Annotated in this window: 20 protein-coding genes; 10 read left to right on the plus strand and 10 right to left on the minus strand. The window is 62.7% G+C overall.

From position 1 onward, the window contains the following. Window positions 1-52: 52 nt before the first annotated feature. Window positions 53-940 carry a DMT family transporter gene (locus NPS47_RS10145; protein WP_157191324.1) on the plus strand — a complete coding sequence of 296 codons (888 nt, stop codon included), beginning with the start codon at window positions 53-55 and terminating at the stop codon, window positions 938-940. A gap of 121 nt (window positions 941-1,061) precedes the next feature. Here the strand turns inward: NPS47_RS10145 and NPS47_RS10150 are convergent, their stop codons facing one another. The 4 genes from NPS47_RS10150 to NPS47_RS10165 form a co-directional block, all read right to left on the minus strand. Continuing rightward, window positions 1,062-2,279 carry a class I SAM-dependent methyltransferase gene (locus NPS47_RS10150; protein WP_274294853.1) on the minus strand — a complete coding sequence of 406 codons (1,218 nt, stop codon included), beginning with the start codon at window positions 2,277-2,279 and terminating at the stop codon, window positions 1,062-1,064. 106 nt (window positions 2,280-2,385) lie between these two features. Next, on the minus strand, window positions 2,386-3,003 hold the full coding sequence (locus tag NPS47_RS10155) for a TPM domain-containing protein (protein WP_274294854.1): 618 nt from the start codon (window positions 3,001-3,003) through the stop codon (window positions 2,386-2,388). Between the two features lie 27 nt (window positions 3,004-3,030). Next, window positions 3,031-3,774 carry a TPM domain-containing protein gene (locus tag NPS47_RS10160; RefSeq protein WP_274294855.1) on the minus strand — a complete coding sequence of 248 codons (744 nt, stop codon included), beginning with the start codon at window positions 3,772-3,774 and terminating at the stop codon, window positions 3,031-3,033. After that, window positions 3,774-4,376 carry a LemA family protein gene (locus NPS47_RS10165; RefSeq protein ID WP_274294856.1) on the minus strand — a complete coding sequence of 201 codons (603 nt, stop codon included), beginning with the start codon at window positions 4,374-4,376 and terminating at the stop codon, window positions 3,774-3,776. The genes NPS47_RS10160 and NPS47_RS10165 overlap by 1 nt, the downstream gene beginning before the upstream one ends. A gap of 183 nt (window positions 4,377-4,559) precedes the next feature. On the opposite strand from NPS47_RS10165, the gene bglX reads away from it, so the two are divergent. The 6 genes from bglX to NPS47_RS10195 all read left to right on the plus strand — a co-directional run bounded on the left by bglX (window position 4,560) and on the right by NPS47_RS10195 (window position 12,832). Next, window positions 4,560-6,851, plus strand: coding sequence for a beta-glucosidase BglX (bglX, locus tag NPS47_RS10170; protein ID WP_274294857.1), 2,292 nt, complete (start codon window positions 4,560-4,562; stop codon window positions 6,849-6,851). Between the two features lie 60 nt (window positions 6,852-6,911). Next, on the plus strand, window positions 6,912-8,663 hold the full coding sequence (locus NPS47_RS10175; protein ID WP_274294858.1) for an ATP-binding protein: 1,752 nt from the start codon (window positions 6,912-6,914) through the stop codon (window positions 8,661-8,663). Then, complete coding sequence (locus NPS47_RS10180; RefSeq protein WP_274294859.1) at window positions 8,663-10,006, plus strand: sigma-54-dependent transcriptional regulator; 1,344 nt, start codon at window positions 8,663-8,665, stop codon at window positions 10,004-10,006. Before NPS47_RS10175 ends, NPS47_RS10180 begins: the two co-directional genes overlap by 1 nt. A gap of 164 nt (window positions 10,007-10,170) precedes the next feature. Continuing rightward, the gene (locus NPS47_RS10185) at window positions 10,171-11,490 is read left to right on the plus strand and encodes an MFS transporter (protein WP_274294860.1); all 1,320 of its coding nucleotides are present in this window, start codon (window positions 10,171-10,173) and stop codon (window positions 11,488-11,490) included. 329 nt (window positions 11,491-11,819) lie between these two features. Then, the gene (locus NPS47_RS10190; RefSeq protein WP_274294861.1) at window positions 11,820-12,107 is read left to right on the plus strand and encodes a hypothetical protein; all 288 of its coding nucleotides are present in this window, start codon (window positions 11,820-11,822) and stop codon (window positions 12,105-12,107) included. A gap of 113 nt (window positions 12,108-12,220) precedes the next feature. Further along, on the plus strand, window positions 12,221-12,832 hold the full coding sequence (locus NPS47_RS10195) for a flavin reductase family protein (RefSeq protein ID WP_274294862.1): 612 nt from the start codon (window positions 12,221-12,223) through the stop codon (window positions 12,830-12,832). Between the two features lies 1 nt (window position 12,833). Here NPS47_RS10195 and NPS47_RS10200 read toward each other — a convergent pair whose 3' ends face one another. Together NPS47_RS10200 and NPS47_RS10205 are read right to left on the minus strand one after the other, a co-directional pair. Then, window positions 12,834-13,064: a hypothetical protein gene (locus NPS47_RS10200; RefSeq protein WP_274294863.1), complete on the minus strand. Its 231-nt coding sequence runs from the start codon at window positions 13,062-13,064 to the stop codon at window positions 12,834-12,836. A 38-nt stretch (window positions 13,065-13,102) separates the two neighbouring features. Then, window positions 13,103-13,411, minus strand: a complete 309-nt coding sequence (locus NPS47_RS10205; protein ID WP_274294864.1) for an antibiotic biosynthesis monooxygenase family protein — start codon at window positions 13,409-13,411, stop codon at window positions 13,103-13,105. A gap of 202 nt (window positions 13,412-13,613) precedes the next feature. On the opposite strand from NPS47_RS10205, the gene NPS47_RS10210 reads away from it, so the two are divergent. Continuing rightward, window positions 13,614-14,522, plus strand: a complete 909-nt coding sequence (locus NPS47_RS10210; RefSeq protein ID WP_274294865.1) for an AraC family transcriptional regulator — start codon at window positions 13,614-13,616, stop codon at window positions 14,520-14,522. 78 nt (window positions 14,523-14,600) lie between these two features. On the opposite strand, the gene NPS47_RS10215 is transcribed toward NPS47_RS10210, so the two are convergent. Both NPS47_RS10215 and NPS47_RS10220 read right to left on the minus strand, forming a co-directional pair. After that, complete coding sequence (locus NPS47_RS10215) at window positions 14,601-16,040, minus strand: aldehyde dehydrogenase family protein (RefSeq protein ID WP_274294866.1); 1,440 nt, start codon at window positions 16,038-16,040, stop codon at window positions 14,601-14,603. Next, window positions 16,037-17,674: a 5-guanidino-2-oxopentanoate decarboxylase gene (locus tag NPS47_RS10220; RefSeq protein WP_274294867.1), complete on the minus strand. Its 1,638-nt coding sequence runs from the start codon at window positions 17,672-17,674 to the stop codon at window positions 16,037-16,039. Before NPS47_RS10220 ends, NPS47_RS10215 begins: the two co-directional genes overlap by 4 nt. Before the next feature lie 114 nt (window positions 17,675-17,788). On the opposite strand from NPS47_RS10220, the gene NPS47_RS10225 reads away from it, so the two are divergent. Then, window positions 17,789-18,679: a LysR substrate-binding domain-containing protein gene (locus NPS47_RS10225; protein ID WP_274294868.1), complete on the plus strand. Its 891-nt coding sequence runs from the start codon at window positions 17,789-17,791 to the stop codon at window positions 18,677-18,679. Window positions 18,680-18,726: 47 nt separating this feature from the next. Here the strand turns inward: NPS47_RS10225 and NPS47_RS10230 are convergent, their stop codons facing one another. Together NPS47_RS10230 and NPS47_RS10235 are read right to left on the minus strand one after the other, a co-directional pair. Then, window positions 18,727-19,341 carry an NAD(P)-dependent oxidoreductase gene (locus NPS47_RS10230; protein WP_274294869.1) on the minus strand — a complete coding sequence of 205 codons (615 nt, stop codon included), beginning with the start codon at window positions 19,339-19,341 and terminating at the stop codon, window positions 18,727-18,729. A gap of 30 nt (window positions 19,342-19,371) precedes the next feature. Next, complete coding sequence (locus NPS47_RS10235; RefSeq protein WP_274294870.1) at window positions 19,372-20,256, minus strand: MBL fold metallo-hydrolase; 885 nt, start codon at window positions 20,254-20,256, stop codon at window positions 19,372-19,374. 105 nt (window positions 20,257-20,361) lie between these two features. Between NPS47_RS10235 and NPS47_RS10240 the strand changes: the two genes are divergently transcribed. Next, a complete protein-coding gene (locus NPS47_RS10240; RefSeq protein WP_274294871.1) occupies window positions 20,362-21,270 on the plus strand; it encodes a LysR family transcriptional regulator in 909 nt (302 codons plus the stop codon). Window positions 21,271-21,304 lie beyond the last annotated feature (34 nt).

Genomic DNA, 21,304 nt, shown 5'->3' on the forward strand with positions numbered 1-21,304 from the left:
TCCGCGGCGGCTGTGGCTCAATGACTGGACTTATCTGTCACAGGCTTTTGCTATGTCCAGCCGCGAAAACACCGGGATGGCCCTTGGTCTGCTCGGTGTCATCATCTTCAGCCTGACCCTGCCGATGACCCGTATCGTCGTGCAAGAACTGCATCCGCTGCTCAATGGCCTCGGCCGTGCCCTGCTGGCGGCGATTCCGGCTGCGGCATTGCTGCTCTGGCGCCGCGAGAAATGGCCGACCTGGCAACAGATCAAAGGCCTGAGCCTGGTGGCACTGGGGGTGATCCTGGGCTTTCCGGTGTTTTCCGCCTGGGCCATGCAGACGGTGCCGGCGTCCCACGGTGCCCTGGTCAACGGCCTGCAACCTTTGTGCGTGGCGTTCTATGCTGCCTGGCTATCCCACGAGCGGCCGTCGAAAGCCTTCTGGGCCTGCGCGGCGCTGGGCAGTGCGTTGGTGCTGGTGTACGCGATGATCATGGGCGCCGGGCAGATTCAGGCCGGTGACCTGTTGATGCTGGCGGCGATTGCCGTCGGCGGTCTGGGTTATGCCGAAGGGGGGCGACTGGCGCGGGAGATGGGCGGCTGGCAGGTGATCTGCTGGGCGCTGGTGCTGGCCAGCCCGCTGTTGATCGGCCCGGTGGTGTACCTGGCCTTGCAACATCAGGGGCCGGTCAGCGCGCAGGCCTGGTGGGCCTTTGGCTATGTCTCGCTGTTCTCGCAGTTCATCGGCTTTTTTGCCTGGTATGCCGGGCTGGCTTTGGGTGGCATTGCCCGGGTCAGTCAGATCCAGTTGCTGCAGATTTTCTTCACCATCGCCTTTTCCGCGCTGTTCTTTGGTGAACAGGTCGAGCCGATTACCTGGGTGTTTGCTGCGGGGGTAATCGGTACGGTGGTGTTGGGGCGCAAGACTCGTGTGCATCCGGCACCGGTACGGGCCTGAGCGGGAGCAGTCCATTTTTTGTGGGAGCCGGCCTTGCCGGCGATGCGGACAACGCGTAGCAACTGACACCATGTTGATGCCATCGCCGGCAAAGCCGGCTCCCACAGGTTTTGTGTTTGTTTCAGGCCGCGATCAAGCCATCGGCGCGCAACAGGGTCTCCAGGCAATGCTCCGTGACCCCGTAAAACGCCTTCAACTGCTGAATCTTCTCCAGCAGCGCCGTTGCATCCCCCGGCGTCTGGCGCTTCACCGCGAGGATCATCTTGTTCTTGTTGGTGTGCTCCAGCGAGATGAACTCGAACACCTTGGTCTCGTAACCACAGGCTTCCAGGTACAAGGCACGCAAGCTGTCGGTAAGCATCTCGGCCTGCTGCCCCAGGTGCAAGCCATACTGCAGCATCGGCTTGAGCAAGCCCGGGCTGTGCAATTGCGGACGGATCTGTTTGTGGCAGCACGGCGAGCACATGATGATCGCCGCACCACAGCGGATGCCGGTATGAATCGCATAGTCGGTGGCGATGTCACAGGCATGCAGGGCGATCATCACTTCGATAGCGCTGGGCACCACGCTGCATACATCGCCACATTCAAATACCAGCCCCGGATGCTCCAGGCGCGATGCGGCGGCATTGCACAGTTCGACCATGTCCTGACGCAACTCGACCCCCGTCACCTGCGCCTCACGCTGCAGGGTGTTACGCAGGTAATCATGGATGGCAAAGGTCAGGTAGCCCTTGCCCGAACCGAAGTCGGCCACCCGCAACGGTTGATCGACGGCCAGCGGCGCCGAGTTCAGGGCATGGGAAAATACTTCGATGAACTTGTTGATCTGCTTCCACTTGCGCGACATCGCCGGGATCAACGCCTGCTGCTTGTCGGTGACGCCCAGGTCATGCAGGAACGGACGACTCAGTTCCAGGAAACGCTTTTTCTCCCGGTCATGTTCACCGGCTGGCACCTGACGCTCCTGCTGCACGGCGCTGCGATGCAGCATCGGCTTGCCCTTCTTGCTGAACTCCAGTTGCGCTTCATCGCTCAGGCTCAGCAGGTGGGCATTGCGGAACGAACCCGGCAGCAACTCGGCAACCAGCGCCAGCGCTTCTTCATTCGGCAGGTTGCGGGTGATGTCACGAGTCTGGTAGCGGTAGACCAGCGACAGACAAGCCTGGCCCTTGACGGTCAACGGCTTGGCGATGATCCGCTGCAAGGCTTCTTCAGTGCCGACATGGCGCGCCAAAACCAGCTTGATCAGCGCATTTTGTTGCAGGCTGGTGGCGAGCAGGCTCAGAAACTGCGCACGCGCATCCGGCGCGGCCTGGGCGGTGGGGGAATCGGACATCGGGAGTGGGTGCCTCGGGTTGCGGAGGGAGCGGCTAGGCGCAATGCCGGGTATTTTACGTGGATGACCGGCCTGCGCACAGCTTTTGTCGATCAGCGTTCCCGGCTCAAGCCAACACCACCAGACGGTTGGGCAACTCGTTGCGCTCATGGGTCAAGGGCACATGCTGGCTCAACAGTTCGCCGCAGGCCTCGATACAGGTGACAAAACCCTGCAGGGTCTGGCCCTGGCGCACCTGTTCGGTAAAGCGCTGGACGATGCCCTCCCACACCTGGTTATCCAGATGGCGGGAGATTCCTTCATCAACGAGGATTTCAACGTAGCGCTCAGCCTCACTGACGAAGATCAGCACCCCGGTGCTGCCCGCCGTATGGTGCAGGTTCTGCTCCAGAAACTGCCGCCGGGCCAGGTTCGAGGCGCGCCAGTGGCGCACCGTACGCGGGATCAGCCGGGTGGTCAGGCTGGGCAGGCGAAACAACAGGCTCAAGACAATGAAGGTCAGCCACTGGGCGATCAGCAAGCCATCGACACTCAACCAGCCGCCCAGGTAATACGCCATGCCCGGCACCAGCAAAGCCAGCAGGCTGGCCCAGAGCAAGGGGATATAGGCGTAGTCGTCGGCACGGGTCGCCAGTACGGTGACCAGTTCCGCATCGGTGCGCCGCTCGACCTGGGCAATGGCCTCGGCGACCTGGCGCTGTTCAAATTCACTGAGCAATGTCATGCACTGGGTATCTCGTTGAGTATTGTTCTACCAGCCACCGGAGGATCCACCACCGCCGAAGCCGCCGCCACCGCCGCTGAAACCGCCACCGCCGCCGCCACCAAAACCGCCATAGCCGCCGCCGAAACCGCCGCCCATACCGCCCATGCCGCCACGGCCACCGCGACCGCCGCCAATCCCCATGGATTGCGCGGCGAAGACCACGATGATCAACAGGACAAACAGGCCGACCGCCCAGGCCGGCGCGCCTTCTTCACCCCCGCCACCTTGAGCGCGCGACGGCTCGGCCAAAGGATTGCCGCCCAGCACCTGAAGCATTGCCGCTGTGCCCTGGACGATCCCTGAGCTGAACTCGCCGCGGCGAAACGCCGGGGTGATGATGCCATTGATGATCACTGATGCCTGGGCATCGGTCAGACGCTCTTCCAGGCCATAGCCGACTTCGATGCGCAACTTGCGTGCCTGCGGTGCGACGATCAACAGCGCGCCGTTATCCTTGCCCTTCTGACCGATCCCCCAGTGGCGGCCCAGCTGGTAGCCGAAGTCCTCGATGGGCAGCCCCTGCAGGTCCTTTACCGTGACCACCACGACCTGCTCGCCGGTGGCCTGTTCATGGGCCGTGAGCATTCGCTCAAGTTGAGCGCTGCTGCCAGTGTCGAGCAGTCCGGCATTGTCCACCACCCGGCCGGTCAGGGCCGGGAAGCTCGGCTCGGCGCGCAGCGGCGTGACGATCAGCAGCGCCAGCAGCAGCGTCCACTGCAACAGACGCATCAGAATTTCACTTCAGGGGCTTTGTCGGCATCGGCGGCAGTGGCCTCGAAGGTCTCACGCAGCGGCAGGCTGCTGTACATCACGGTGTGCCAGATACGCCCGGGGAAGGTGCGGATCTCGGTGTTGTAACGCTGAACCGCGGCGATGAAATCCTTGCGGGCCACGGCAATACGGTTTTCCGTGCCTTCGAGCTGGGACTGCAGGGCAAGGAAGTTCTGGTTCGATTTCAGGTCCGGATAACGCTCCGACACCACCATCAGGCGGCTCAGTGCCCCGGTCAATTGCGATTGCGCTTCCTGGAACTGCTGCAGTTTCTTCGGATCATCCAGGGTGCTGGCATCCACCTGGATCGACGTCGCCTTGGCCCGCGCTTCGATGACCGCGGTCAGGGTTTCCTGTTCCTGCTTGGCGTAACCTTTGACCGTTTCCACCAGGTTGGGGATCAGGTCGGCGCGGCGCTGGTACTGGTTCTGCACCTGGGCCCAGGCGGCCTTGACCTGCTCATCGTAGTCGGGAATGTTGTTGATCCCGCAACCGGTCAGCAGGCTGCCCAGCATCAGCAACAGCCATACCCTAACGCCCTTGAACTGGATTACCTGCATAGTTGCCCTACTCCTTGATCAGCGTGAACCCGTGTACTTGAGGCATAATCCGTCACCGCCGCTGGATCGTGATGGCCCAATCGGCTAAAAGATGCCCCAGCAAACTACAACAATAGCCGTTTCCCCAACTTCGGCTGGGCAGTATCACCATGAATACTGCTCCGGGCCTTGAGAACAGAATTAATGAACAAGCTGTGTTTGCTGGGCCTCGTCGTCAGCCTGGCCAGTCAGTCGGCCTTTGCCGATACCCCCGCAGAGCCATTGAAGAACAAACAGGCCTTTATCGCCGAGCTCATGGGACAGATGACCCTGGACGAAAAAATCGGCCAGTTGCGGCTGATCAGCATCGGCCCGGAAATGCCCCGCGAGCAGATCCGCAAGGAAATCGCCGCCGGCCGCATCGGCGGTACCTTCAACTCGATCACCCGTGCCGAGAACCGTCCGATGCAGGACGCGGCAGGCCGCAGCCGCCTGAAGATCCCGATGTTCTTCGCCTACGACGTGATCCACGGCCACCGCACGATTTTCCCGATCAGCCTGGCCCTGGCCTCGAGCTGGGACATGGACGCTATCGCCAAGGTCGGCCGCGTCTCCGCTCTGGAAGCCTCCGCCGACGGCATCGACATGACCTTCGCGCCAATGGTCGATATCGCCCGCGACCCACGCTGGGGCCGCACCAGTGAAGGCTTTGGCGAAGACACCTACCTGGTCTCGCGCATCTCCAAAGTCATGGTCGAGTCGTTCCAGGGCAAGAGCCCGGCCGAGGCAACCAGCCTGATGGCCAGCGTCAAGCACTTCGCCCTGTACGGCGCGGTGGAAGGCGGCCGCGACTACAACACGGTCGACATGAGCCCGACCAAGATGTTCAACGACTACCTGCCGCCCTACCGCGCCGCCATCGATGCTGGCGCCGGCGGGGTGATGGTTGCGCTGAACTCGATCAACGGCGTGCCGGCCACCTCCAACACCTGGCTGATGCACGACCTGCTGCGCAAGGACTGGGGCTTCAAGGGCGTGACCGTCAGCGACCACGGGGCGATCACCGAGCTGGTGCGCCACGGTGTCGCCGCCGATGGCCGCGAGGCGGCGAAGCTGGCGATCAAGGCCGGCATCGACCTGAGCATGAACGACTCGCTGTACGATTCAGAACTGGCCAGCCTGCTCAAGGCCGGCGAAATCAACCAGGCCGACATCGACAACGCCGTGCGTGAAGTGCTTGGCGCCAAGTACGACATGGGCCTGTTCGCCGACCCGTACCGACGCATCGGCAAGGCCAGCGACGACCCGGCCGATACTTACGCCGAAAACCGCCTGCACCGTGCCGAAGCGCGTGACGTGGCGCGCCGCAGCATGGTCCTGCTGGAAAACCGCGAGCAGACCCTGCCACTGAAAAAGGCCGGCACCATCGCCCTGGTCGGGCCGCTGGCCGACGCGCCGATCGACATGATGGGCAGCTGGGCCGCCGCTGGTCGGCCGCACCAGTCGGTGACCGTGCGCGAAGGCATGCGCCAGGTGCTCGGTGACCAGGCCAAGGTGATCTATGCCAAAGGCTCCAACGTCACCCACGACAAGGCGATCCTCGACTACCTCAACTTCCTCAACTTCGATGCGCCGGAAATCGTCGACGACCCTCGTCCGGCCGCGGTGCTGATCGACGAAGCGGTCAAGGCGGCCAAGCAGTCCGATGTGATCGTCGCCGTGGTCGGTGAGTCGCGTGGCATGTCGCACGAATCGTCGAGCCGCACCACCCTGGAAATCCCGGCGGCCCAGCGCGAGCTGATCAAGGCCCTGAAAGCCACCGGCAAACCGCTGGTACTGGTGCTGATGAACGGCCGGCCACTGTCGCTGAGCTGGGAACGCGAACAGGCCGATGCGATCCTGGAAACCTGGTTCACCGGTACCGAAGGCGGCAATGCCATTGCCGATGTGCTGTTCGGCGATTACAACCCCTCGGGTAAACTGCCCATCACCTTCCCCCGCTCGGTCGGGCAGATCCCGATGTACTACAACCACCTGAGCATTGGTCGGCCGTTCACCCCGGGCAAGCCTGGCAACTACACCTCGCAGTACTTCGAGGAGCCCAACGGCCCGCTCTATCCTTTCGGCTATGGCCTGAGCTACAGCGAATTCAGCCTGTCGCCACTGACCCTGTCGAGCGAGACCCTGAAAAAGGGCCAGACCCTCGAAGCCAGTATCCGGGTGAAAAACACCGGCAAGCGTGACGGCGAAACCGTGGTGCAGCTGTACGTGCAAGACATTGCCGCGTCCATGAGCCGCCCGATCAAGGAGTTGAAGAACTTCCAGAAGGTCATGCTCAAGGCCGGTGAAGAGCGCACCGTACGCTTCCAGATCAGTGAAGAAGACCTGAAGTTCTACAACACCCAACTGCAATGGGTGGCCGAGCCCGGCGACTTCAACGTCCAGGTCGGGCTTGACTCGCAGGCGGTGCAGCAACAGCGTTTCAAACTGCTGTAATCCGTTACCAAGCGCCAAGGGAAGGCCAGGAGGCCTTCCCCCTCTGCCGGGATCTGCATCATGCCTTACTCGTTTCGTGCCCTGCGACTGGGGCTGATCATTTTCTTCATCCTGGCCGGCACGCTGTTCACCGCTGGCTGGGCGATGCACCATGCCAAACGCCAGTCGATGGTCGAGGATGCCGGCCGGGCCAGCCAGCAACTGGGCTTGTACGCCACCTCGCTGCACACCCTGATCGAGCGCTACCGCGCCCTGCCCGCCGTGCTGGCCCTGGACCCGGAACTGATCAGTGCGCTCAGTGGCCCGGTCACCGAGCAGGTCCAGGATGCCCTGAACCGCAAACTCGAACGCATCAACGGCGCCGCCAACTCCTCGACCCTGGAGCTGCTCGACCGCACCGGCCTGGCCGTGGCCGCCAGCAACTGGCGCCTGCCCAGCACCTATGTCGGTTCCAACTACGGCTTTCGCCCCTACTTCAAACAGACCCGCAGCCAGGGCAGCGGGCGCTTCTACGCCGTCGGCGTAACCAGCGGCGTGCCGGGCTACTTCCTCTCCAGCGCCGTGCAGGACGAACATGGCCGCTTCCTCGGGGCCATGGTGGTCAAGCTGGAGTTCCCGGAGCTTGAACGTGAGTGGCGCCAGGGCAACGACATCCTGCTGGTCAGCGATGCCCGCGGGATTATCTTCATCGCCAATCAGGACGGTTGGCGCTACCGCCAGCTCAAGCCGCTGAGCAGCGCCGACCACGCCGAACTGGCCGCCACCCGCCAGTACGACAAGCAACAGCTGGTGCCGCTGCAGCACCAGGTGCTCAGCCGTTTCGATGACGACAGTCACCTGATGCGCGTGCAGGGCCCTGAAGGCAGCACTGAATACCTGTGGGAGAGTCTGCCGCTGGAAGCCGAGGGCTGGACCTTGCACCTGCTACGCAAGCCGCAGGTCAGCGACGACGGGCGCAATGCCGCCCTCGCCGCAGCCGCCGTGTGGCTGAGCCTGGTCTTTGCCCTGCTGTTCATCAGCCAGCGCCTGCGCCTGGCACGCATGCGCCAGCGCAGCCGTGAAGAGCTCAAGCGCCTGGTCGAAGAACGCACCCGCGACCTGCGTACTGCCCAGGAAGGCCTGGTGCAATCGGCCAAGCTGGCGGCCCTGGGGCAGATGTCGGCAGCCCTGGCCCATGAAATCAATCAACCGCTGACCACCCAGCGCATGCAACTGGCAACCTTGCGTCTGTTGCTCGACAACCAGCGTTACGATGAAGCCCGCCAGGCGCTGGAACCCCTGGAACAGATGCTGACGCGCATGGCCGCGCTCACCGGCCATCTGAAAACCTTCGCCCGCAACAGCCCCAGTGGCCTGCGCGAACGCCTCGACCTGGCCACCGTGGTCGATCAAGCCCTGCAGTTGCTCGACACACGGATTCGCGCCGAACAGGTGAAAGTCTCGCTGTACCTGGCGCGGCCGGCCTGGGTGCGCGGCGATGCGATCCGTCTGGAGCAGGTGCTGATCAACCTGTTGCGCAACGCCCTCGACGCCATGGCCGGGAAAAGCTACAAACGCCTGGAAATCCGTATCGAAATCGAGGCCGAGCAGTGGCACCTGAGCGTCCTCGACAGCGGCGGCGGGATCGCCGCCGAGCACCTGGCCAACGTCTTCGACCCGTTCTTCACTACCAAGCCGGTGGGTGAAGGCCTGGGCCTTGGCCTGGCGATTTCCTATGGCATCATTCATGAAGCCGGCGGGCGCCTTACCGTCGACAATCAACCCGGCGGCGCGCGTTTCAGCCTTACCCTGCCCTGTGATCTGGAGCCTTGATGTTCAATTCGGTAATGGTCGTCGACGATGAAGCCAGCATCCGCACTGCGGTCGAGCAGTGGCTGAGCCTGTCCGGCTTCAGCGTGCAGCTGTTCAGCCGCGCCGAAGACTGCCTGAACCAGCTGCCCGCGCACTTTCCCGGGGTCATCCTCAGTGATGTGCGCATGCCCGGCATGGATGGCCTGCAGTTACTCGAACAGCTCCAGGCCCGCGATGCCGACCTGCCGGTGATTCTCCTGACCGGCCATGGCGATGTGCCCATGGCGGTCGAAGCCATGCGCAACGGCGCCTATGACTTTCTGGAAAAACCCTTCAGCCCGGAAAGCCTGCTGGGCAGCCTGCGCCGTGCCCTGGAGAAACGCCAGCTGGTGCTGGAAAACCACCGCCTGCATGAACAGGCCGACCTCAAGGCGCGCCTGGATCTGCACCTGCTGGGCATGTCGCAGGGCATGCAACAGCTGCGCAGACAGGTGCTGGACCTCGCCAGCCTGCCGGTCAACGTGCTGATTCGCGGCGAGACCGGCAGCGGCAAGGAACAGGTTGCGCGCTGCCTCCACGACTTCGGCCCGCGCGCCGACAAGCCCTTCGTGGCGCTCAACTGCGCGGCGATTCCCGAGACCCTGTTCGAAGCCGAGTTGTTCGGCCATGAAAGCGGCGCCTTCACCGGTGCCCAGGGCAAGCGCATCGGCAAGCTGGAATACGCCAATGGCGGCACGGTGTTCCTCGATGAAATCGAAAGCATGCCGCTGGCCCAGCAAGCTAAACTGCTGCGCGTGCTGCAGGAGCAGAAACTCGAACGCCTGGGCGCCAACCAGAGCATCAGCGTCGACTTGCGCATCATCGCCGCGACCAAGCCTGACCTGCTCGAGGAAGCCCGCGCCGGACGCTTTCGCGAAGACCTGGCGTACCGCCTGAACGTCGCCGAATTGCGCCTGGCGCCGTTGCGCGAGCGGCGTGAAGACATCCCCTTGCTGTTCGAACACTTTGCCCGCCTGGCGGCCGAACGCGTCGGTCGCAGCGCGCCACGGCTCAGCGGCGCGCACCTGGGCCGTCTGCTCAGCCACGACTGGCCCGGCAACGTCCGCGAACTGGCCAATGCCGCCGAACGCCATGCCCTCGGTCTGGGTGAGCCAAGCATTGCCGAGGTAGAACCCGGACAATCACTGGCCGCCCAGCAGGAAGCGTTCGAAGCCCAATGCCTGCGCGCCGCCCTGAGCCGCCACAAGGGCGAGATCAAAGCGGTGATGGAAGAACTGCAACTGCCGCGGCGCACGCTCAACGAGAAGATGCAGCGTCACGGCCTGCTGCGTGAAGACTTCCTCGACGCGGACCGCCCGCAATAAGCGGAATCTTGCCGATCAGCTGTCAGAAGGTGAGCGGATTTCCGCTCACCAATCTGCGACAACCCTTCTAAACCGGGCCTTCAGCACCTGGCACAGCTCCTGCTATAGCCCTGGCAGGTTGCGTTTCGGCGCGCTCCACAAAAACAACTATGAAGGTCTCTTCGATGGATAACTCCACCACCCTGCCAGCCGGGGCGGCCGTTGCGCCCGCCACGGAAAAAACCACCCGAAGCCGACTCAAGTCGATTTTCAGCGGTTCGATCGGCAACATGGTCGAATGGTACGACTGGTACGTCTACGCCGCGTTTTCCCTGTACTTCGCCAAAGCCTTCTTCCCGGCCGGCGACACCACCGCCCAACTGCTCAACACTGCCGCGATCTTCGCCGTGGGCTTTTTGATGCGCCCGATCGGTGGCTGGCTGATGGGTATCTATGCCGACCGCAAGGGCCGCAAGGCCGCGCTGATGGCCTCGGTCCTGCTGATGTGCGCAGGTTCGCTGGTCATCGCCCTGACCCCGGGTTATGAAACCATCGGCGTTGCCGCACCGGTCCTGCTGGTAGTCGCCCGCCTGATGCAAGGCCTGTCGGTGGGTGGCGAATACGGCACCTCGGCCACCTACCTGAGCGAGATGGCGACCAAAGAGCGTCGCGGCTTCTTCTCCAGCTTCCAGTACGTGACCCTGATCTCCGGCCAGCTCATCGCCTTGGCGGTGCTGATCGTGCTGCAGCAGACCCTGACCACCGAGCAGCTGTATGCCTGGGGCTGGCGCGTACCGTTCGTGATCGGCGCCCTGTGCGCGGTCGTGGCCCTGTACCTGCGTCGTGGCATGGAAGAAACCGCCTCCTTCACCAAGAAGGAAAAGTCCAAGGAAAGCCTGATGCGCACCCTGATGCGCCATCCCAAGGAACTGGCGACCGTGGTCGGCCTGACCATGGGCGGCACCCTGGCCTTCTATACCTACACCACCTACATGCAGAAGTACCTGGTGAACACGGTGGGCATGAGCATCACCGACTCGACCACCATTTCGGCGGCGACCCTGTTCCTGTTCATGTGCCTGCAACCGATCATCGGCAGCCTCTCCGACAAGATCGGCCGCCGTCCGATCCTGATCGCCTTCGGTGTGCTGGGTACCCTGTGCACCGTGCCGATCCTGACCACCCTGCACACCATCCAGACCTGGTGGGGCGCGTTCTTCCTGATCATGGCGGCGCTGATCATCGTCAGCGGCTACACCTCGATCAACGCTGTGGTCAAAGCCGAACTGTTCCCGACTGAAATCCGCGCCCTGGGCGTTGGCCTGCCTTACGCACTGACCGTATCGATCTTCGGCGGCACCGCTGAATACGTGGCGCTGTGGTTCAAGAGCATCGGCATGGAAACCGGCTTCTACTGGTACGTGACCGCCTGTATCGCCTGCTCGTTGCTGGTGTATGTGTTCATGAAAGACACGCGCAAGCACTCGCGGATCACCACTGACTGAAGATAAATTCTCAGGCTGTAAAAAAGGGGCATCCGCCAGCGGATTGCCCCTTTTTTTTGCTTAACGCGTGATTAATCCCAGCCCTGCACACTTCAATCATCGCCACACCGAGTCGCCTGCATCGCTGGCAAGGCCAGCTCCCACAATTTTGCTGTTGAACTCAAACCCTGTGGGAGCCGGCCTTGCCGGCGATGAGGCCCTGACTGTTGCCATATAGATCGATTTATTCGATATACATACGCAGTTTTTTGCGCTTTTTAATCAACTTAATCGGCGTAACATCAAACCCATAGAAACAAACAACCCCTCACCACCCCGGAGCAACGACCATGAAAAGCAAACTGATCCTGACCCTGGCCTTCTCGGTACTGGCTGCCAACGCTTTCGCCGAAGACGGCTTTGACCGTACCAACAGCCACAACTTCGGTGCCGTACAAACCCAGTCGGCGACTTACGCTGAAGACGGTTTCGATCGCACTGGCGGCGCCAAATTCGCCGAAGACGGCTTCGATCGCACCGGCGGCGCCAAATTCGCTGAAGATGGCTTCGATCGCACCGGCGCGGCCAAATTTGCCGAAGACGGTTTCGATCGCACCCAGGCCCACCGCATCAGCTAATCCCTGATGCGCTGCAGTCAGCCCGGCTTCGGCCGGGCTTAATCGTTTTCAGCCAGGCAAAGCCTTGGCACACTAGGCGCTTACTCACAGGGAAGGCCGCAAGGCCAGCGCAGATGTACTACTACGAACCCGCAAAAGGCCACGGCCTGCCTCACGACCCCTTCAACGCCATCGTCGGCCCGCGCCCCATCGGCTGGATTTCATCCCAGGATCCCGAGGGCCGCTTGAACCTTGCGCCTTACAGCTTCTTCAACGCCTTCAACTACATTCCGCCGATCATCGGTTTCTCCAGCGTCGGGCGCAAAGACAGCCTGAACAACATCGAGAAAACCGGCGAATTCGCCTGGAACCTGGCGACCCGGCCACTGGCCGAGGCGATGAACCAGAGCTGCGCAGCGGTGCCGGCCGACGTCGATGAGTTCGCGTTGAGCGGCCTGACTCCAGTGGCGTCCAGGGTCATCGCGGTGCCACGGGTGCAGGAAAGCCCGGTGTCGTTCGAATGCAAGGTGACGCAGATCATTCAACTGCAGCGCGCCGATCGGGAGCTGGTGCCGAGCTGGCTGATCCTCGGGGAAGTGGTGGCCGTGCATATTGCCGAGCATCTGCTCAAGGAGGGCATCTACGACACCGCCGCCGCGCAACCGATCCTGCGCGGCGGCGGCCCTGCGGACTATTTCGAGCTGGGCAACCTGTTCAAGATGGCCCGTCCGCAGGTCAACGGCTGAGTTACCAGACCAGCTCGGCGTCGTCGCTGACGTCCTGCAGGCGTTCAAGTTCGGCGCAGGCCGCCTCGTCAGCGGCCATGGCGGTCTTGAACGTCTGCCCGTCGAGCACTTTATGAAAGCGCGGTGCGCCACTGGCACCCAGGCCTTTCACGGCGATCGCCGCGCAGTAGCCTTCTTCGCCACGCACAGCGGCCGATACTGCTTCGAACTGCGAAAATTCTTTACGTGCCATGTGCCTCAAATCCACATCGATTGCCTGAAAGCGCCATTCTAACCTGCAGACGGCTCGCCAAAGGTATGCAGATCCAGGCTGGCGACTACCTGCGCCTGCACCAGTTCGCCGAACAGGTCGAGGGTCGGCGAGGCAAAGTAGCCGCTCATCGCCTGCTGATCGCGCCAGTTACCACTCAGCAGCCACAGATCGGCATCGGCCTGGGATTGCTGCAGGTTGAAGTGCAGACAACCCGGTGCCTGCCGCGATGGTTCGAGCAATTGCCGCAGGCGCTGGCCCAGCTCCACTGTGCGACCGCTGCTGGCCCGGATAAAAGCAAGGTGGGTGACCGAATGTGGCGAGGTCATGAGCAGTTCTCCTAGAGCAGCCGGTTGTTATTGCCAGGTTGCACAGGTTAAGCAACCGCTCGCGCGCGCCGTTAGGCCATTCCTGTCGTCTGCTTGCCTGATCCTGCGCGCGGCAGGATCAGGCAAGCAGACGACAGCATCCGGCTAGCGTCACGGCTTGCACAAACCTATGCTGCTCAGGTCCCTGTCTGGAAGCGCTGCAATGACTACCCTCGACTCCGCCCTGGAACAACAGCGCCAGGAGCTGGCTGATCTGGTGCGCCGTCACGCACCGCGCAGCATCAGCGGCGAATCGGCTATCGAAGACCTGTACCTGGTGCAATACGAAGAAAGCGTGCGCTCCATGAAGGCGCTGGCCCAACCGGCGTTGTGCATCCTCGCCCACGGCAGCAAGGAAATCTGCCTGGGCGATGAACGCTACGTGTATGACCCGCTGCACTATATGGTGCTCTCGGTGGCCCTGCCGATCAGTGGGGTGTTGCTCGAGGCCAGCCCGGAGAACCCGAGCCTCGGGGTGCGCATGAACATCGACCCGGCGCAGATCAACAACCTGATCGCCGAGGCCGGGCCCATGGGGGTGCCGGCGCTGCCTTCGGGGCGCGGGTTATTTGTCGAGCGCACCGACCCATTGCTGCTCGATGCCTTGTTGCGCCTGATCCGCCTCCTGGATACGCCCAAGGATATTGCCGTGCTGGCGCCGTTGATTCGGCGTGAGATTCTGTACCGTTTGCTGCGTGGGCCGCAGGGCTATCGGCTGTATGAAATAGCCATGTCGAGCAGCCAGACCCATCGGGTGTGCCAGGCCATCGAATGGCTCAACCAGCACTTCCACCGTCCGTTGCGCATTGAGGATCTGGCGCGGGAAGTGAATCTCAGCAGTTCAACCCTGCACCACCGTTTTAAAGCGGTGACGTCCATGAGTCCGCTGCAATATCAAAAGCAGCTGCGCCTGCAGGAAGCGCGGCGACTGATGCTCAACGATGGGTTGGAAGCGGCGGTGGCCGGGTATCGGGTGGGGTATGAAAGTCCGTCGCAGTTCAGCCGGGAGTACAGCCGGCTGTATGGCGCGCCGCCAGTGCGGGATCTGGCACGGTTGCGCAGTACGCTTTAGTTCGCTATCGCGGGGCAAGCCCGCTCCCACAGGGATCCTGTAACCACAGGTGGGAGCGGGCTTGCCCCGCGAAAAGGCCTACACCGCCCTCACGACATGCTTGATCTCTTGAAAAGCACTCAAGCCCCAAGGCCCAAGCTCTCGCCCAATACTGCTCTGCTTGTAACCACCCCAGGCCGTCTGTGGGAAGATCACTTGCGGCGCATTGATCCACACCAGCCCGGCCTCAAGGGCGTTGGCCACTCGCTCGGCGGCACTCAGGTCACTACTGACAACGCTGGCCACCAGACCAAACTCGCTGTCATTGGCCAAAGCCACCGCTTCTGCTTCGCTGGCCACCGGCCGTACGCAAAGCACCGGACCAAAGATTTCCTCACGCCACAGCGCACTGTCCAGCGGGACATCGGTGAACACCGTAGGGCTGATGAAATATCCGCACGGCAGCGCTACGGGTCGCTGACCACCACAGAGCAGCCGCGCGCCAGCCTCCAGGCCCGCAGTGATGTGCTTGCGTACACGCTGGTACTGCGCCTGGTTGACCAGTGCGCCCATTTCATTGTCGCCAGCAAAAGGATCGCCGACGCGGATCGCCTCGGCCCGGGTCTTCAACCGCGCAATAAAGTCCGGATACAAGGCTTCGGCAACCAGTACCCGGCTGGTAGCCGAACACATCTGTCCGGCATTGAAGAAGCCACCCATACAGGCCAGTTCCACAGCCAGCTCCAGGTCAGCTGTTTCCAGTACCAGCAAGGACGACTTGCCACCCAGCTCCAGGCTCACGCCTTTGACGGTCTCCGCCGCCCGCTGCATGACCTGCACGCCCACCGCATTGCTGCCGGTGAAAGATACCTTGGCGATACGTGGATCGGCCGCCAGGGCAGCGCCTACCGCAACCCCGGTACCGCAGACCAGATTGAACACACCCTCCGGCAATCCGGCCTCGGCAATCACGCAGGCCAGCTCCAGCTCCGCCAGCGGTGTCACTTCCGAAGGCTTGAGCACCACGCAACAACCGGCCGCCAATGCCGGCGCCAGTTTCCACGCGGTGGTCACCATGGGGAAATTCCACGGCACGATCAGCCCGACCACGCCACAGGGCTCACGCCGCAGCCGTGCGACGAAATCGTCACTGGGCAGTGCCACCGGGCGGTCCTGCCCGGCATCCAGCTGATCGGCAAGCTCGGCGTAATAGCGGAAAGTGGCGACGACATCGTCCACGTCCATGTGCGCTTCGGCGAGCGGCTTGCCGTTGTTGCAGGCCTGCAGGAACACCAGGCGCTCGCGACGCGCCTCGACCCCCTCGGCAATCGTCCGCAGTACCGATGCGCGCTCGGCACCGCTGCTGCTCGACCAGCCCGCGAATGCAGCCCGCGCCGCCTCGGTGGCGCGCTCTACCGCCGCGCCGTCGCCGCCAGCCACTTCGGCCAGTTGCTGCTCGTTACTCGGGTTGATCACCGTCAGTACTTGCGGACCGTGCTGCCAGACGCCTGCAATGTAGACACCAGGAAGTTTCATCATGCTGGCACCGCCTGCATCCAGCGGTTCTGATCGATCTCGATCAGGCTTGGGCCTTTACGGTCACACGCCTGACGCAGCGCCTCACGCAATTGCTCGACATCGCCTACAGCCTGGGCGGCACAGCCCAGGGCCTTGGCCACGCCGATGAAATCCGGAGTGTGAATGTCCACGCCCACCGGCTCGATGGCACGGTTGACCATGTACTTCTTGATTTCCTCGTAACCCTGGTTGTTCCACAGCAGGACGATCAGCGGCACCTGCGCCTCGGTAGCGCTGGCCAGTTCCGGCAGGGTGAACTGCAGACCACCGTCACCGATCAGACAGATCACCGGTGCGCGTTCCTCGATGGCTTCGGCGCTACCCAGCCAGGCGCCCATGGCCGCAGGCAAGGCATAACCCAAGGTGCCGTAACCGGTGGAGGCGTTGAACCAGCGCCGCGGTTGATCCATGTCCAGGGTCAGGTTGCCGGTGTACACCGGTTGCGTCGAATCGCCGACCAATACCGCATTCGGCAGGGTCTCGAGCAGGGTCTTGAGCATGCGCGTCTGGCTGTGCATCGGCAGATCCCAGTCGGCCAGCAGCCGCTCACGCAAGCGCGCGGCACGGCTGGCGCCCCACTCGGTAGCGCGTGCCGGTGCTGGCTGTTCGGCCAGGGCTACCAGCAGGGCTTCGGTCGCTACCGTGGCGTCGGCCACCAGGGCGATCTCTGGAGGATAGTTGCGCACGGTCTGGTCCGGGTCGATGTCGATGCGCAGCAAACGCCCAGGAATCTCGAAACCACCTTTGAAGGTTACGTCATAGTCGGTTTCGGCAAGCTCGGTACCGATTGCCAGCACCACATCGGCTTCGGCTACCAGCTCACGGGTTGCCACCAGCGACTGGGTCGAACCGATCTGCAGCGGATGGCTGGCAGGCAGCACACCTTTGGCGTTGATGGTCAGTGCCACCGGTGCCTGCAGGTACTCGGCCAGGCGAGTCAGTACCGGGCTGGCATCAATTGCGCCACCACCGGCGAGAATCAGCGGACGTCGAGCACCGGCCAGCAGTGCTGCCATTTGCGCGACGGGGGCCGGGGCCGCGCCAGCACGGGCAATGCGCACAGGGGCACTGGCCAGCAAGTGATCGGCGTCTTCAACCAGGACATCCAGCGGAATCTCGATATGCACCGGACGTGGGCGCGCACCGTCGAATACCGCGAAGGCGCGGGCCAGAACCATCGGCAAATCATCGGCACTCATCAGCGTGTGGGAGAACGCCGCCACGCCGGCCACCAGGTTGCCCTGGGCCGGCAACTCATGCAGTTTGCCGCGCCCGCCACCGAGCTGGTTGCGCGACTGCACGCTGGAGATCACCAGCATCGGGATCGAGTCAGCGTAGGCCTGGCCCATGGCCGTGGTGATGTTGGTCATCCCCGGGCCGGTAATGATGAAGCAGACGCCCGGCTTGCTGCGAGTGCGTGCATAGCCATCAGCCATGAAACCTGCGCCTTGCTCGTGACGCGGCGTGATATGCCGGATCGAGGAACGCGCCAGCCCGCGGTAGAGCTCGACGGTATGCACGCCGGGAATCCCGAAGACATGATCGACGCCATAGCCTTCAAGGAGTTTGACCAGTACTTCACCGCAAGTTGCCATGTTCGTTTGCCTGTTATTGTGCTGAAAACAGGCTTTATTGGACCGCCGCCCCGCTACCGGCACAATGCAAAAAAGCTCATACTAGCCATGTCCACAGATCATGGCTGATGCCCGATGAAACGCCTGCCGCCGCTGCCCGCACTGCATACCTTTCTGGTCACCGCCCAGTGCTGCAACTTCACTCGAGCGGCGCAGCTGCTGCACATTACCCAGGGTGCGGTCAGTCGGCAGATTGCAGGTCTTGAGGATCATCTCGGTTATCCGTTGTTCCTGCGTCAGGCCCGGGGCTTGAGCCTGACCCGCGAAGGCCAGGACTGGCTGCCACGGGTGCAGCAGGTGTTCGCCTTGATCGAGGAAGGTGTGCAGCAGGTCGGCGCGCGCAGCGCCACGTTGCAACTCAAGGCACCCACTTGCGTGATGCGCTGGCTGCTGCCACGGTTGATGGAGTGGCAGGCCCTGCGACCGGATGTGCCAGTGGAGTTGACCACCACGGTGCAGCACGGGGTGGATTTTCGCCGTGAAGGCTTTGATGCAGCGGTGGTGTATGGCGCCGCCCCCAACCATGGCCTGCACAAGCTCAAGCTGTTCGATGAACAGCTGACACCGGTGTGTGCCCCGCAATTGCTGGCAGGCCCCCTGCCTTTGCAGCAGTTGGCGGATCTGGAGCAACACATGCTGCTGCACCCGACCCGCGACCAGCACGACTGGAACACCTGGCTCAGTGCTGCGGGTGCCAACCTGCCCCGGCAAGGTAAGAGCCAGCATTTCGAAACCCTGGACATGGCCATGTCGATGGCCTCCCAGGGTACCGGGGTGGCAATCGGCGACTGGTCACTGATCGGTGATGACCTGGCCAGCGGGCGCCTGGTCACGCCCTTCCCGCTCAAGGTCAGCACCGGTCAGGCCTACTACCTGGTCTGGCCGCAGGGTTCCGATTCATCGACCTTGCAGGAACTGCTCAACTGGCTGTGGGAGCGGGCTTGCCCCGCGATGCGTCGTGACTGAAAACCGCAATCGCGGGGCAAGCCCGCTCCCACCGCAGCGACTGACTGTCAGTAACCGACGGTAAACCGCTGCCGCGAGTGAGCAGGTTTTTCCACTTCATCGAGCATGGCAATGGCGTAGTCGGCAAAGCTGATCCAGCTTTTGCCGTCGGCACCGATCAGCAGGTGATCCTTGCCGGTCTTGTAACTGCCGGTGCGCGCCCCTTCAACGAACTCGGCCGAAGGTGACAGGAAGGTCCAGTCCAGCTCCTTTTCCTGACGCAGGGTATCGAGGTAATGCCCACCGGCAGTGGCCTCGGCTTTGTAGGCGTCGGGGAAGTCCGGATTGTCGATCACTTTGTGCCCCGACGGTAGCAGCAGGCTGCCCGCCCCGCCCACCACCAGCAGACGCTTGACCCCGGCTTTTTTCACCGGCTCGATGATCGCCTGTGGCTTGATGCTGGAAAAATGCGCCGCACTGAGCACCACCTCATGCCCCTTCAGCGCATGCTCCAGCGCTGCAGCATCACTGACATCCAGGGCCACGCTGGTCACCCCTTCTCGCCCCTGCAGTCGGGCCGGGTTGCGGGCGATAGCGGTGACGCTGTGGCCGCGACGCAGCGCTTCTTCGAGCAACTGGCTACCGGCACGCCCGGTTGCCCCGATGATTGCGATCTTGCTCATGAAAAACCTCCAGTCAGGATTGAATGTCACTTACCACTTCATCTCGCCCTTGGCGACCTTGGCACTGAGTTCCAGCGAACTCTCTTCGCCCAGGTCCGGGTAGCGTTTTTTCATCGCCGCGATCAATTCGGCGGCATTACCGGCCTTGGCGGTTTCCTTGTCGAAGGCGCGGATGTAGTCAGCGGTGAACCGCACCGCGTCGAGCGACTTGCCGGGCTCACCCAGGTAATGACCAGGCACCACGACCTGCGGCTTGAGCAGTTCGATACGCTTGAGGGTGGTAAGCCAGTCCTTGTGTGACTGCGCCGTCTGGGTGTCGGCCATCCACACATGCAGGTTGTCTGCGACCACCACACCACCGACAACGGCCTTGATCGAGGGGATCCAGACAAAACTGCGATCCGGTTGCGGACCATCAAGGCCGAGTACTTCCAAGTGCTGCCCTTCGAGGCTCAGCTGATTGCCTTCGAGCACTTGCGGGACCACCAGCTTGCTCGGCTTGTCGGCGCCCATCTGCGGCCCCCAGTAAGCCAGTTTGGCCTCCATGGTCTGCTTGATATGAGCGACGGTCGCTGCGGAAGCGACGACCTTGGCCTGTGGATAGGCGTCGGTCAGGGTCTGCAGGCCAAAGTAGTAATCCGGATCGCCGTGGCTGATATAGATGGTGGTCAGCTGCTTGCCACTGGCACGCAGTTTCGCCAGCACCTGCTCGGCCTGGCCTTTGCCGAACTGGGCATCGACCAGAATGGCGTCGTGCTTGCCGCTGACAATCACCGAGCTGACCGGAAACAGGGCCTCGGTGCCGGGGTTATAGACATCCAGGTGCAACGGCTGCTCGGCCGCCTGCGCCTGGGCCAGAACACCAAGGGTGGCAACGGCCAGCAACAAACCACGCAAGGAGAAAGAACGACGCATCAAGGCAATTCCTGTGAGAGAGGCGATGCACAACAGCTTAGTTGCACGAACCAATACAAAAAATGCGATGCTTGAACATAGTTTGTTTCTAAAAGCGGGCAAATCATGGATCGTCTGACAGCAATGCGGGTCTTCGTCAGTGTGGTCGACCTGGGCAGCCAGTCGGCCGCCGCCGATCACCTGGACCTCTCGCGCCCGGTGGTGTCCCGCTATCTGGCTGAACTGGAAGACTGGGTCGGTGCGCGTCTGATGCAACGCACCACACGGCGTTTGAGCCTGACCGCCGCTGGCCAGGAAACCCTGCCGCGCTGTCGGCAGTTGCTGGACCTGGCCGGTGACATTCAGGCGGCCGTCAGTGCACCGGACGAGGCGCCCCGGGGTGAGCTGCGGATCAGCGTCAGCACCTCGTTCGGCCAGGCCCAGCTGATGGATGCCATGGCCGTTTACGTCAAACGCTACCCGGGGGTGAAGATCGACCTGCAGATGCTCGATCGCACCGTCAACCTGGTGGATGAACGCATCGACCTGGCCATCCGCACCAGCAACGATCTGGACCCCAACCTCATCGCCCGCCGCCTGACCATCTGCCGCTCGGTGATCTGTGCCTCTCCCGCCTACCTGCGGGAACACCCGATGCCGGTGCAGGTCCAGGACCTGGCGCAGCATAACTGCCTGACTCACTCCTATTTCGGCCGCAGCCTCTGGCACTTCGAGGTCGAGGGCGAAAGCGTATCGGTGCCGGTACAGGGGAATATCAGCGCCAATGAAGCGCTGACCCTGCAACGTGCAGCCCTGGCTGGCGCCGGGATCGCCATGCTGCCCACCTACCAGGCCGCCCCCGCACTGCACAGCGGCGAACTGCTGCGCCTGTTGCCCCAGGCCAAACCTCGCGAACTCGACCTCAATGCTGTCTATACCTCGCGCAAGCACATGCCCGCGACCTTGCGCAGCATGCTCGACTTTCTCGCCGAACGCTTTACTACCGAGCCGCAATGGGACCGCGAGCTGCTCTAGCGCGGGCAATCCGGACAAAGCTGGCCTATGCTTT

This window comes from Pseudomonas putida, from assembly GCF_028682475.1.
GTDB classification, from domain to species: domain Bacteria; phylum Pseudomonadota; class Gammaproteobacteria; order Pseudomonadales; family Pseudomonadaceae; genus Aquipseudomonas; species Aquipseudomonas putida_AG.